General features: G+C 40.3%; 12 protein-coding genes and 1 pseudogene. 7 read left to right on the top strand and 6 right to left on the bottom strand.

Annotated elements, in window-relative coordinates; all coding sequences use genetic code 11:
* Positions 1–66: 66 nt before the first annotated feature.
* A complete protein-coding gene (locus tag H6G28_RS02240; RefSeq protein ID WP_190668683.1) occupies positions 67–870 on the bottom strand; it encodes an SDR family NAD(P)-dependent oxidoreductase in 804 nt (267 codons plus the stop codon).
* Positions 871–1,223: 353 nt separating this feature from the next.
* Between H6G28_RS02240 and H6G28_RS36650 the strand changes: the two are divergent.
* Positions 1,224–1,400 (top strand): annotated as a pseudogene (locus H6G28_RS36650) (IS701 family transposase); the annotation flags it as partial.
* A 520-nt stretch (positions 1,401–1,920) separates the two neighbouring features.
* A complete protein-coding gene (locus H6G28_RS02235) occupies positions 1,921–3,006 on the top strand; it encodes a glycosyltransferase family 4 protein (protein ID WP_190588041.1) in 1,086 nt (361 codons plus the stop codon).
* Between the two features lie 93 nt (positions 3,007–3,099).
* On the opposite strand, the gene H6G28_RS02230 is transcribed toward H6G28_RS02235, so the two are convergent.
* Both H6G28_RS02230 and H6G28_RS02225 read right to left on the bottom strand, forming a co-directional pair.
* A complete protein-coding gene (locus H6G28_RS02230; RefSeq protein ID WP_190668681.1) occupies positions 3,100–3,501 on the bottom strand; it encodes a DUF4189 domain-containing protein in 402 nt (133 codons plus the stop codon).
* A gap of 251 nt (positions 3,502–3,752) precedes the next feature.
* Complete coding sequence (locus H6G28_RS02225) at positions 3,753–4,148, bottom strand: DUF1499 domain-containing protein (protein WP_190668678.1); 396 nt, start codon at positions 4,146–4,148, stop codon at positions 3,753–3,755.
* A gap of 428 nt (positions 4,149–4,576) precedes the next feature.
* On the opposite strand from H6G28_RS02225, the gene H6G28_RS02220 reads away from it, so the two are divergent.
* The gene (locus tag H6G28_RS02220; RefSeq protein ID WP_190668675.1) at positions 4,577–5,722 is read left to right on the top strand and encodes an alanine--glyoxylate aminotransferase family protein; all 1,146 of its coding nucleotides are present in this window, start codon (positions 4,577–4,579) and stop codon (positions 5,720–5,722) included.
* A gap of 178 nt (positions 5,723–5,900) precedes the next feature.
* On the opposite strand, the gene H6G28_RS02215 is transcribed toward H6G28_RS02220, so the two are convergent.
* Positions 5,901–6,137 (bottom strand): hypothetical protein, encoded by a 237-nt coding sequence (locus tag H6G28_RS02215; protein WP_190588045.1) that lies wholly within the window; start codon positions 6,135–6,137, stop codon positions 5,901–5,903.
* Between the two features lie 542 nt (positions 6,138–6,679).
* Between H6G28_RS02215 and H6G28_RS02210 the strand changes: the two genes are divergently transcribed.
* A complete protein-coding gene (locus tag H6G28_RS02210; RefSeq protein ID WP_190668671.1) occupies positions 6,680–7,687 on the top strand; it encodes a cyanophycin synthetase in 1,008 nt (335 codons plus the stop codon).
* A 208-nt stretch (positions 7,688–7,895) separates the two neighbouring features.
* On the opposite strand, the gene H6G28_RS02205 is transcribed toward H6G28_RS02210, so the two are convergent.
* Positions 7,896–9,545, bottom strand: coding sequence for a Ppx/GppA phosphatase family protein (locus H6G28_RS02205; RefSeq protein ID WP_190588047.1), 1,650 nt, complete (start codon positions 9,543–9,545; stop codon positions 7,896–7,898).
* Positions 9,546–9,996: 451 nt separating this feature from the next.
* On the opposite strand from H6G28_RS02205, the gene H6G28_RS02200 reads away from it, so the two are divergent.
* The 3 genes from H6G28_RS02200 (at position 9,997) to H6G28_RS02190 (ending at position 12,379) form a co-directional block, all read left to right on the top strand.
* Complete coding sequence (locus tag H6G28_RS02200; protein WP_190668668.1) at positions 9,997–10,878, top strand: 4-hydroxybenzoate solanesyltransferase; 882 nt, start codon at positions 9,997–9,999, stop codon at positions 10,876–10,878.
* Between the two features lie 427 nt (positions 10,879–11,305).
* On the top strand, positions 11,306–11,884 hold the full coding sequence (locus tag H6G28_RS02195) for a hypothetical protein (protein ID WP_190588049.1): 579 nt from the start codon (positions 11,306–11,308) through the stop codon (positions 11,882–11,884).
* A 6-nt stretch (positions 11,885–11,890) separates the two neighbouring features.
* Positions 11,891–12,379, top strand: a complete 489-nt coding sequence (locus tag H6G28_RS02190) for a TIGR00725 family protein (RefSeq protein WP_190668664.1) — start codon at positions 11,891–11,893, stop codon at positions 12,377–12,379.
* 72 nt (positions 12,380–12,451) lie between these two features.
* Here the strand turns inward: H6G28_RS02190 and H6G28_RS02185 are convergent, their stop codons facing one another.
* Positions 12,452–13,474 carry a GGDEF domain-containing protein gene (locus tag H6G28_RS02185; RefSeq protein ID WP_190588050.1) on the bottom strand — a complete coding sequence of 341 codons (1,023 nt, stop codon included), beginning with the start codon at positions 13,472–13,474 and terminating at the stop codon, positions 12,452–12,454.
* Positions 13,475–13,676: the final 202 nt, after the last annotated feature.

Below are 13,676 nucleotides of genomic sequence, written 5' to 3'. Positions count from 1 at the left end.
ATTTTGAAATGTTTTACTCTTCAGCTTTTAGCAATCTATCTGTCGCAACCATTTTTCAAATTGATATTACTTATCTTCCTGCATACTTCTGACAATTTTTGGTACTAGCCTTCTGGGTACAAATCGAACAATTTTGGCGAGAAATTTATTCATTAACCCAGGAATTACCAAGGTTTTACCGTTCATTAAAGCATCATAACCAATTTGGGCGACTGTTTCGGCATCCATCATTTTTTGCCGCTTCACCAATTTGGAATCTGCCATTCCGGTTCTTTCATGAAAGGCTGAGGCGGTTGATCCTGGACAAAGTACTGTCACAGTCACACCTGTACCTTCTAATTCGTTGGCGATCGCTTCTGAAAACGATAATACATAAGCTTTGGTAGCAAAGTAAACTGCCATCAAAGGCCCTGGTTGAAAAGCCGCCGCCGATGCTACATTCAATATTTTACCTTCTCCCTGTTTGAGCATATCTTTCAGGAATAATTTAGTTAAATGGGTAAGACATACTAAATTCACCTGAAGCATTTCTAGTTCAGCATTTAAGTTGGTGTTACTGAACAATCCATAAGTCCCAAAGCCAGCATTATTCACTAGTACATCAACTTGAATATTTGTTTGTTGTAACTCTCGAAAAATTTCCTCTGGCGCTGTAGATATTGCTAAATCTTTAACAATATATTTAACGGCAATCGAAGATTCATATTGAAATTTTTCGGCAACTTCTGTAAGTTTGATGGCATTTCTATCTACTAATACCAGATTATAATTATTTCGCGCAAAAATACAGGCTAATTCGTAACCAATTCCACTCGCAGCCCCAGTAATCAGAGCAGTTTTTCGGCTCTTAGCTTGGTGTGTTGTATTCATATTAGACAATTGGTGAATTTAAGGTGACTAATTGGTTATCTCAATCGCATTCAGGAGTCAGAATCCACCACTAATTGACCCTTCGACTACACTCGGTGTTGATTCTGATTTCTGAATTCTAGGTATTGAATCTAATTACTACAAAAGCTTTCGTATTTAAACTGTTTGATAGATAAGTAAGTAATTACTCACATTAATCAACAAAATTTCGCGCTGAACAATTTCTATCTTATCTTCAACGTTGAAATTGATATGTCATATATGAACCTTTGTCTATAAAATATGACATACTGCTCTTTCATCACTCTCATAAGATAATAAGAAAAAAAGTATCATAAATTCTTTGCTGGACTATATTTGGGGGAACAGATCCTACTGAGACGGTAAAATTTGTCGATGATTACTGTGAATGGGAAAGAAAGCTAGTTCCCGATGTCAGGAGTTATGTAGCATTTAAATATCTGTATGTCGGCATGGTTTCAGAGATGCAACGCAAAAGTTTACCGGAGATAGCAAGATTAGTAGGGTTAAGTTTTGGAATGATTAATATTTGGCATTTCTGATGAAGGGGATGAATTTTGTTTCGTGCCTTTGCACTACAAATCAATCTTTCATGTTGCTTCGACATCTCAATTCATCCTGCATTTACGTAACGCCTAATATTCAAGCCCCTTGGTTAATTCTTGCCCATTTCCCCAAAAATTTTTCGCTCTCCCTAAAAGATGGTTATCACTATCACGACTTGGTATAAAGATGATTTAGGAGATATCCACCCCATAAAGACTTCATCAAGTCTCTCGATTTACCTCTAGAGGATAATCAAATTCTCTACAAAGATAGACAACTTTTTGATAAGTTAAGGTCTAATATTTTAATGCGCTTATTTATAAAATTGCTTTTGAAACTGAGTTGATAGTGCTAGAAAAAATCCTGAGTTAGAACTTTGGTGAGTGATTCTCACTCAAAACTCATTGCTAGTTGAATGACAAATAACTGTGAATCAAACAGCAGACTCTATCAATTCAAAATTCATCTTTTAGGAGGTTTGTGATGAGAATAGCTCAAGTTTCCCCACTATGGGAGAGAGTACCTCCTCCAGCTTATGGGGGTATCGAGTTAGTAGTGGGGTTACTAACAGATGAATTAGTGCGGCGCGGACATGAAGTTACTTTATTTGCATCTGGTGATTCTATCAGTTTAGCCAAGCTAGAATCAGTGCATCCTCGTGCTTTACGACTTGATAAGGATGTCAAAGAATGTAATATTTATGAAATGTTGCAGTTAGCTTCTGTCTATGAACGGGCAGATGAGTTTGATATTATTCACTCTCACATGGGTTGTGCAGCTTTACCTTATGCCAATCTTGTCAATACTCCAACAGTTCATACATTACACGGAATTTTTACACCTGATAATCAAAAGATGTTTCAATATGCGAAACGTCAACCTTTTGTCAGTATTTCTGATGCCCAACGGGATATTTCACTGGGATTGAATTATACAAGCACAGTTTACAACGGTATTGATGTTAGCAGTTACAAATTTCATCCCAAGTCAGAAGAACCACCTTATCTAGCATTTTTAGGTCGAATATCGCCGGAGAAAGGGCCACATTTAGCCATTGCAATTGCTAAACAAGCAGGTTGGCGGTTAAAAATGGCTGGTAAAGTAGATGTTGTGGATGTCGAGTACTTTGAACGAGAAATTAAACCTTTAATTGATGGTGAACAAATTGAGTATTTAGGTGAAGCAAACCATCAACAAAAAAATGTTTTGATGGGAGGTGCTGTTGCGACCTTGTTCCCAATTACTTGGCGTGAACCTTTTGGTTTAGTCATGGTGGAATCAATGGCCGCAGGTACACCAGTAATTGCGATGAAATTAGGTTCGACAACTGAGGTAATTGCCCACAGTAAAACAGGTTTTATCTGTAATAATGTGTCAGAATGCGTCAGTGCAATTAATCAGGTGGCAGATATAGATAGATATGCTTGTCGTCAGTATGTCGAAAATAACTTTAGTTTTCAGCGTATGACTGATGGTTATGAAGAAGTTTATCGGCAAATCATCCAAAAGAAAATCGCTAAAAATGGATATCTTCGTAGTAATTTGATGTCAGGAAGTATCAAAAAATAAACTATAGCATTCCTAAATCATTCATGAGCTAAAAAATCCCAGACTTCTTTAAGAAGTCTGGGATTTTAAGTAGAAGTAGGACTGAATTTTGATTTATCTGGCTTGTTTAACAAACACAACCTGACAATTTTGACTACCGTACTTTTCACAGGTTTCTACAGCAAATCTTTCTGCAAGAGATTGGTCAGTTCCCCAACCTGTACCATAACCACCATCAGAACCTACAGCTAAAGCTCCCCAAGCATTTTTAAACCACAATGGTGTTGTACAATCTTTAGCACCACTTTGACGACGACAGTTATTTAAGGAGGCGTTGATTGCGGCTTGCTTGGTTTTCGCAATTCCTGATGAGTAAGTTCTAGTAGAAGGAGAATAAGAAATTGCCCCAAATACATTTTTGGTAGAACCAGCCTCAGCAGTTGAGGTAATTACTGGTAATATCGAAATAACTGCGATCGCTGTTAATAAGCCTTTTTTCAAACCAGTTTTTAACATATCATTTCCTAATAATATTTAGGTTGTGATTACAACAAATCAAGTTGTATTGCAACTATTATTTGCTAAGTTAATTAATTTCGAGATTCGCGTTTATACTGGTTTTTGATGAAGATATACTTCATAAGTAATTTTCTGTTGAAAACCCCCAGTTTCTTGAGAAAGCTGGGGGTTTTAATTTACGAAGATGGTCTAGTTTTTCCATCTTTTTAGTTTACAAAAAATTACAATCTCCTGCACCTGGCATCAGATTATAATGCTTGGAGTCCGGCACGAATAGTTTCTATTCGTTTACGGTTAACACCTAAATCACTTTGTCCTAAACGAGAAGCTGAACGGACATGAAAAATATTCGCCTCTCGGTCTAGATAAAACTCGACATCATCCACAAATCCCATCAAAGCACTTTTAAACTCAGCATATAAATAGTCTGGAGTTTCAGTAATAATTGTAGTTCTGGGTAAGGACTGGATAATACTTTTGAGATTAGCGATCGCTTCTTCGGGACTAGTATTAAAAGTTAGGGGTGCAATTTGGTGAATTGCGTCTGTACTTTGGCTAGATACACAATTAGGCGAATTAGGGCAAGCTGCTAATCTGCCATTATTTACACCCAAGTTATTCGGGCGTTTACCTGCAAATATCATAGTTTCGTTGGCTGATGGGGAAGTAAGCTGTTACATCCCTAATTTACACGCAGTCATTACCCGAATTTATCACGCATGGGTAGGAGGTGTGGGGGTGTGGGGGGTGTGGGGAGTGTGGGGAGTGTGGGGGGTCTCACAAGTGTAGGTTTTTAACAGAGTGATGAGTAGCGACTCTAAAAATCACGATTTAATCAGAGTTCCACCCCCCTCACACCCTTACACCCCTACACCCTAAATCAAGGTTTTTGGGGCATAACGTAAAAAACCTACACCTGTCAGGGGTGGGAAGTGTGGGGAGGGTGGGGAGGGTGAGAAATCTAGGATGAATGCTTGTTGATTCATGGTGGAAATGTGTTATCCCCCAGAGGATACAAGGGTGATGCGATCGCTCTATGATGCGGTAAGTACTGTCTAGACAAAAAGGAATTATGTCGCCAACCATCTCCATTAACGATAGTCAGCGATTACAACTCAAACCCCTGGAAATCCCTTCCAAGCTGCTATTAGGCCCTGGCCCTTCCAATGCCCATCCTACAGTTCTCCAGGCAATGAATACCACACCTCTAGGGCATCTTGACCCAGATTTCTTAGGGCTGATGAATGAAATTCAATCTTTACTCCGCTATGTTTGGCAAACCGAAAATCCGCACACTATCGCCGTCAGTGGTACTGGTTCTGCTGCAATGGAAGCAACTATCGCCAATGCTGTCGAACCCGGTGATGTGGTATTAATTGGTGTGACTGGATATTTTGGAAATCGCTTAGTTGATATGGCGGGGCGATATGGTGCTGATGTCCGTACCATTACTAAACCTTGGGGGCAAGTTTTCTCTCTAGAAGAACTCCGCACAGCTATGGAAACCCATCGCCCGACAATTTTAGCTTTGGTTCACGCTGAAACTTCTACAGGTGCGCGTCAGCCTTTAGACGGTGTTGGTGAACTCTGTCGGGAATTCGGCACGCTGTTATTAATCGATACTGTCACTAGCCTCGGTGGTGTGCCGATATTTTTAGATGAATGGGGAGTTGATTTAGCTTATAGCTGTAGTCAAAAAGGCTTGGGTTGTCCGCCTGGGGCTTCACCATTTACCATGAGTCCTCGTGCTTGGGAAAAATTGCAGCGCCGCAGCACGAAGGTGGCAAACTGGTATTTAGATATGACTTTGCTGAGTAAGTATTGGGGTAGTGAACGTGTTTATCATCATACAGCCCCCATTAATTTGTATTATGCTCTGCGGGAAGCTTTGCGGTTAGTTGCCGAGGAAGGATTAGCTAACTGTTGGCAACGTCATCAAAAGAATGTGGAATATCTCTGGGACAGGCTAGAAGAAATCGGACTTAGCTGTCACGTTGAACGGGAATATCGTTTACCCACTTTGACTACAGTCTGCATTCCTGAAGGGGTGGACGGTAAAGTTATTGCCAGACAGCTACTAACAGAACATGGCATTGAAGTTGGTGGTGGACTGGGAGAACTGGCTGGTAAAGTTTGGCGTGTTGGATTAATGGGTTTTAATAGCCGGAAAGAAAATGTTGACCGCCTGATAGAAGCACTGGCAAAAGTCTTACATTAGAGGCTAGGGGCTAGGGAATAGGGAATCATTTTCCTTATTCCCAACTCCCGATTCTTCATTCCCCATCTTCATACATCATTTAATACAGGTGCGTTAATTAGGATGTAACGCACCGTCATAACAATGGTAATCGCACCCTTAATCCTTTATTTGTGAAATTAAATAACGACTCGACACTTTAAGCAACAACTTCTTCCCGTTGACAATCAAATACAACCATAAAAGAAGCATCAGGAATCATTTGACGTAGGCGCTGCATATAACCATCGGCATCAGAACGACTGCGAAAGCGAGCGACAATTTCTCTTTGGGCATCGGGCTGTAAACGGGCAATTGCCCAAGAATTTAGGCGTTCTTTGTAGGCGATCGCTTGATTTTCGTTCTGATTAGCTTTGTATTCAGTATTTTGTGGCATGATCTAAAAATATCCGTGTGTAATTTTCAGTGAAGGCGTTACTGACTTCTCTTGGCGGGGATGCACTAACGCCTTTTTTCAAGTTGCTGCCACCTTGTTATTCGATTATTTTTGGATTGTCAAGATTTCGCGGATTATTTTACAAGAACTTATCTTGTTAATTAAACTTGCGATCGCTCTCAAAGCCTTTATTAGCAACTAACAAAGGTCAAAACCAATCCAAAATTTTGAATATTAACAAGTGTGGCATCTCCACGAGAGTTACTTACTTCTACACGCACATTTAATACCAACCGGAAAAATTTCTTAACGTCTTAATATATACATTTATTCAATTCCGTATCCAAAATTACTTTCCCAAAGGCTATTTATATCTGAATAAATAATATTAATTTTTATCAAAAATTATTAAATTGATTGAGGGATATTTTTAGTTGCTGAGATAAAAATCATAAAAACTGCCTGATTTTAATTAGCTTGACCAACTGTTTAGTAATTCGTTAAAATTTCTGCGAATTAATACTTTTGTATACAGAAAATAAATGCCATTAGTAACATCGATAATTCAAAAAATTGCTCCCCAACTAGGAGCAGTAGTTGTAGTAGACCCAGAATATGCTTTTGTTGGGCATATTACATTTAAAAACGGTAATAAAGCTTGTTTTAGTCATAGTAAATTAAATATCAATGGTTTTGGGTCTGCCGAAATAGCTAAAGATAAAGCATATTCAAACTTTTTTTTGAAACACTTTGGTTATAAAGTTACGGAAGGGCAAACTTTTTTTAGCAAAAAAATCTGTGAAAAAATCAGCAGTGAGAGAAATATTGATGCTGGATTTGATTACGCTAAAGAATTAGGTTTTCCGGTAATTGTGAAGCCGATTAATCTCAGTCAAGGCAGATTTGTTACCAAAGTTCATAATAAAACTGAATACTATCAAGTTGCGAAAAAAATCCTCCGCATCACTCCCGGATTTATAGTGGAGAGATTTTATGCAGGTAATGATTATAGAATTGTTGTTGTAGATGATGAAGTCCTTGCAGTTTATCAAAGAATTCCTTTTTGTGTTGTTGGTGATGGCAAGTCTACTATTGCAGAATTAATCCAAAAAAAATCAGCAGAATTGACGGCAAATGGCCGCAAAAACAATGTTGATGCTGAAGATTTCCGCCTCAAGCGCAAATTAAAACGACAAAAGCTGAAGTTAGAGAGTGTCATCCCTGAAAATCAGGTGATTTATTTGTTAGATAATGCTAATTTATCAAGTGGTGGTCAGGGAGTCGATGTGACAGAACATATCCATCCTGACTTTAAAAAGTTAGCGATAAGTGCGACAAAAGATATGGGTTTAAGATTGTCAGGTTTAGATGTAATTACTGATGATATAACTCAGCCAATGAACAATTATGTAATTATTGAAATTAATGGTTCGCCTAGTTTAACTAATTTTGCTTCTCTTGGTGAGGTGCAAGTACAAAGAGTTGAGAATTTATATCTCAAAATTCTGAAAGCTTTGGAAAATGACCAAGTTTGTCTTGAGTCTAATTGAATTAAATTGGATACTAACTGTATGTTTCAGAACCCCGACTTCTTATAAGAAGTCGGGGTTCTGTTTGGTCAGTTGAGACAATATCAGGACTTACGCAAAATCATGAAAAAACGTAGACGCGCAAGCGGCTTCCCGCAGGGTACCGCAAAGGGCGCAAAGGACACGAAGTTAAGAGGATTTGAGAGGGTTCTTGCGTAAGTCATAAATATTAGTTAACTGCAAATTTAGCAGTTTCTAAAGTTGCAACTAATTTCACCCCAAATTCTGCTTCAAATATGCCTTTTTTGTAGTCTAAACTCCACATTTCTAAAGAGCAATCATCATCAGGATTGGTGGGAAAAATTGAGAGATGAGCCTGCTGTAAATCAGGATAATAGCTGAATTTTACCTGAGAGATTGCGCCGATTTGTCGCCTATCTAACGCAACAGCTAATCGGAGAACTGCACTTAATTGACAGACTATTTGTCGATGATCTTTACTCAACAAGTTGCGGAAATTTTCGTGCTTTTTCTTGGGTGGTGATTTGCGATGATAACGGGCTAAGTTGGCAATAACTTCGATTTCGGTTTCGGTATAACCTAATAATTCACCATTGCGAATTAGATAGTATGAGTGTTTGTGGTGAGATGAATGGCTGATATGATGACCGCAATTGTGTAAGATGGCTGCTGCCCATAAAAGTTGACGTTCCTCATTGCCCCAGTTGTGGAGAATGCCTTGGGTTTGGTCAAATAAACTCAGGGCAAAAACAGCCACGCGATCGCTATGTTCAATATTGATATGGTATTTGCTAACCTGTTTCAATACACTGCGCTGGCGAATGGAACTTTGGTAACGCAAGCGGTCTTCAATTAAACCGTGAGTCAGCATCCAATCGACAATTACGCCTTCACGCAACGCCCGCCCGCAAAGTGTGACCGCATCTACACCCAACAAGGTCATTGCTTCTTGCAGCACAACTGCACCAGCCAAAATCACTTCTGAACGCTTTTCTGGCATTCCTGGAATGGCTGTCCTTTCCACATTGGTCATTTTCGCCAAGCGATTCACCCAGCCGCGCAAATCTTGAAGACTCAATTGATAGCCATTCAGGGTGGAAGGTACTGTACCTAACTTTTCCCTAGCATCAATCATGGCTAAAGTTTCAATTGTGCCGGATGTTCCTACTAATTTGGGCGATTCACCAAATTGAATATTTGCTAAAACATCTTCTACAGAACGTTCTAGCATTCCTCTTGCATAAGCTTGCAGATATTGTAACTCGCTATTACTAATGGGGTCGGTAGTGATGAATTCCCCAGTTAGCCGGACTGCGCCAACTTTTGTACTAGTGAGTGTGCGGGGTTCTTGGCTATCTCCCAAAATAATTTCTGTGGAACCACCACCAATATCAATAATGATGTGGGGTTGGTTGTTAAATTCCATCCCCGACAGCACGCCTAAATAGATGCGGCGTGCTTCTTCTTGACCAGAAATTAAGTCAACGCTTAAACCTAATTCGCTATTGATTCGGTGGAGAAAATCTTTGCCATTGGGGGCTTCCCGCACTGCGCTGGTGGCTACAGCAATGATGGTTTCGGCATTAAAAGTTTTTGCAACTGCTTGAAAGCGTCTTAACGTGGCGATCGCCCGATCCATTACTTCTGGTTTTAACTCACCAGTAACTAAATTGCGATCGCCCAGTCTCACCGTCTCTTTTTCTCTGGTAAAAATACTAAAAGCTGGTAGGGTTGGGTCAATTTTTACCACTACCATGTGCAGAGAATTAGTTCCCAAATCAATGGCAGCAATAATCCGGTGTTGCTGAACTGGTTGAGTTTTGACACTCTCCCAGTTAGCAGAAACTAAATTTAGCATCTAGTTTTCTCTCTCTATTTAGGAAGGACGATAAAAGATGGGATTGCGGACTATTCAAGACTAGTGCTGAGTGCTGAGTCACCGAAGTTTGCTCAACGGGGGGAACCCCCGCACGCAACTTCTCGCTGAGTGCTGAGTAATAATACTTAGTCTCTTGTCTCTCGCTTTTAGTCTGTAGATTTACCCTGCCATTTAAAATTTAAGTGACGAAGCCCTATTTGAGCGGGTGTGAGGATGAAGAATTAACCTTTAGATATCAAGGATCTGCATCAATAAGTTGATACGCCTTACCCTACACCCTTATTCTCTTAACACCCCGATTTTTTGACGATGAATTATGTATCCATCGTTGCAAATTTAGGTTGTGTTTTTACAAATAACAAATAAAGTTATTCTATAGATGTAAAGAAGTATTAACTGAGAAAATTTTAGTAATTTCTGCTTAATTTCTATGTTGAGTACGCCAAAAAGCAACCAAGAACCTGTGTGGTCTGTGATTATCCGGCTTTTACGGTGGCATAAACCAGAAGGGCGGTTAATTTTGATGATTCCGGCTTTATGGGCTGTGGTTTTAGCGGCGGCTGGTCAACCGCCTTTGCCTTTAGTGGGAGTGATTGTTTTGGGTACTCTGGCCACAAGTGCGGCTGGGTGTGTGGTCAATGACTTGTGGGATAAAGATATTGATCCCGAAGTGGAAAGAACACGCGATCGCCCTTTGGCTTCTCGTGCTTTGTCAATTAAAGTAGGCATTGCGGTGGCGATTATTGCCCTGGGATGTGCGGCGATGCTGGCATTTTATTTGAATCCTCTGAGTTTTTGGCTTTCATTTGCCGCCGTCCCCGTAATTCTACTGTATCCAGGGGCAAAGCGCGTGTTTCCTGTGCCGCAGTTGGTACTATCTATTGCTTGGGGTTTTGCAGTGTTGATTAGTTGGAGTGCTGTCACGCAAAATCTTTCTCAACCAACTTGGTTACTTTGGGGCGCAACTATCCTCTGGACATTGGGATTTGATACTGTGTATGCCATGAGCGATCGCGCCGATGACCGACGCATAGGTATTAATTCTAGTGCTTTGTTTTTTGGTGATTATGCCCCAGAGGCGATCGGTATTTTCTTTGCTGGCACAATCTTGTTATTAGGCTGGTTGGGGATTGAGATTCATCTACACCTCGCTTTTTGGATAACTCTCGCCTTGGCGAGTATTGGTTGGGTTTGGCAATATTGGCGATTGAAACAACAAGATTTGCCAAATGCAGCTTATGGCGAAATGTTTCGGCAGAATGTGTGGATTGGCTTTATTTTACTGGCAGGGATGATTGTTGGCTGGCTTTAATTTTCAGATACCAGACTTCTTCAATAACAATGGGTATGGGGGTGTGAGGGTATGGGGGTGTAAGATTTTTCCCGGATTTCTCACCACACCTTTCAAAGCCTGTGCAGGGGAGCAGGGGAGCAGGGGAGAATGAAAGTACTCTCTCCCCTGCCCCTCCGCACCTCTGCCCCATCAAACGCCTGAAGCTTGTGAGAAATGCGGGTTTTGAACACCCATACCCCTACACCCGTTCATCCTTCCTCAAACCCTTTATTTGAAGAAGTCGGGGATCTCAGCCTCATTTGATTTACAAGAATTTTATGAAGTTGCCGTATTTTCCCTGATTACACAAAGATTTCATCAATATTATAAATATTAGCTCCGCAATCTTACGAATATAGTTTATTTGTTGGGTATATGCAGATAAAGTTTAGCAGCACCCAACGCAATGCAGCGATCGCACCTTGCTAAAGCGGCCATGATAGTTTTCCTTTCCCTTGGTAGTTTAGGGATTGTGGGCGGCAGTTTTTTAATCCGAAGGGCTTTCAGTAGTACTACTGAATCAAGCATTATTACTAATGCAGACCGTTACAGTGAAATCCGCAATCAACTATGGGCAAGTCCCGCCGAAATTCAGCATTTTCCCCGCACAATTTCCGCCGATTCTCCAAATGTGCGAATTGCCTATTCTCCAGGGGTTGCCCAAGCTAGTACTTTTTTCCAAGTGCGAGAAAAACAATCTCCCGCCCAAATTCAACAATTATTAGCAAAATACCGAAAACTAGCCAAGCATCAATACTTAGGTGGCGATACAAATGTCCACTCTAACCTTCCTAATGGTGTTCCCACTACCTTTTTTTATACTGGTGATGCTGAGAGAGAATCTTTTCCGCCTTCTTATGAAATTTTAGTGTTGAATGCGAAAGATAAAGGTACTGCGGGATTTAGGTGGAATCACGGTGATAGTTACGGCGTAGCTATTGATAGTACAGCCTCAGAAATTGTTTATTGGGCTGAAAAATGGTAAGGCTGAATGCGGAAAATTATCATTGGGGTAATGGGGCCGGGAGAAACGGCGACAACAGATGATTTACACAATGCTTATGAATTAGGTAGACTCATTGCCCAACAAGGATGGATTTTGTTGACTGGTGGACGAAATGTTGGCGTGATGGAGGCCGCAAATCAGGGTGCAAAGTCCGCTAATGGCTTAACTCTAGGGATTCTTCCTGGTAGTCAACCAGATGGCATTTCGGCTGCGGTGGATATTGCAATTTTCACAGACATGGGAAATGCGCGGAATAATATCAACGTTCTTTCTAGTGATCTGGTAATTGCTTGCGGTATGGGTGTAGGAACTGCTTCCGAAATTGCCTTAGCGTTGAAAGCACATAAGCCAGTGATTTTGTTAATTGACGACACAGACAGCAGAAATTTCTTTCAAAAATTATCTGGGGATAATGTTTATCTTGCGGATTCTGCTTTAGATGCGATCGCCACTATCCAAAAATATCTCATCTAGCCCTTAAAAGTTACAGCAGTAGTCGCGTTGATTCAGACATCGTAACTCTGTAACCTGTAAGCTCTCACCTATTCACGAAGACATAACCTTGAGATTGGAGAAATCAGCATATTCCCAACTCACAACTCGATTTCGTCCTAAAGCTTTGGCATTTAGCAAGCATTGGTCAGCGCGATGAAGCAAGCTATAACCTTTATCATCGTCATCTGCTTGCAGACTAGCAACGCCTAAGCTAATTGTAATGGGAATGGTTAATTCCTTACTAATAGCAAATGGTTGTTCTGCAACGATACGATTTAAGCGTTCAGCGACGATGACGGCTTCTTCGCCAGTGGTGTTAGTCAGCACAATTACAAATTCCTCCCCACCGTAACGGAATGGTGTATCTTTAGAGCGGAGGTTGTGCCGTAGGCGAGAGGCTAATAATTGTAGGAGGCGATCGCCCACTAAATGCCCGTAAGTATCGTTAACTTTTTTAAAATAGTCGATATCTAGAATAATCAAACTCAAAGGATTACTTTGAGTCCGGGCTTTTTTGACTTGTCGAGGTAAATCCCATTCCATCGCCCGACGATTACTAATTTCCGTGAGTGAATCTGCTAGTGCGATCGCAGATAATAAATCATTTGTCCGCATCAGTTCCCGGTATTTTTGAGCTTTCCGTAAACCAACACCCACTTGAGCTAGTATTACCTGATGATGGGTTGTTATACTGGCAGGATTTTTGCCAATTATCTCATCTGTGAGTTGCCAAATATAAGCATCTGCGCCTTGTCTAAGTGCAGTAGCGGTCATTTCCCATTCCCAACACAAATCCTGCTCACTTTTGGCAGCTAACTGATAGGAACGATCCTCGAAAAGAATACAATACAACCAAGATAGCTGGTTCTGGTTTTTTAACCAACTGCATAGTTCTATACTTTTATCCAAACTTGCCTGGATAAATATGACATCAGGTGGTTCATTTTCTAGTTGAGAAATTGCCTGATGAAAATCAGCTATCACTTCTAAAGTAAAAGCGGTTGTATCCAGTATCTGATCGGGAAGTTTGGCGACGAATTTCTCACTTCCAAAGACCAGAATTGAAATATTCATTTTTTTGTATCTGCCTTATTTCGAGCTAAAAAATCCTACTATTTTTTACAATAGAGAAACTATCCGTATTTTTATTATCGATATATTTCCCTATACTTGATAGTCATAACCTTAAATTAACTATGCCTGGATAATTTTAATATCATCTTAATACATGACCCTGAATAAAACTACTGAGGTTTACAGTTATGATAATTACTTT

Source organism: Nostoc sp. FACHB-190 (genome assembly GCF_014696905.1).
Lineage (GTDB): Bacteria > Cyanobacteriota > Cyanobacteriia > Cyanobacteriales > Nostocaceae > Nostoc_B.
This window is presented reverse-complemented; position numbering and strand designations above follow the sequence as displayed.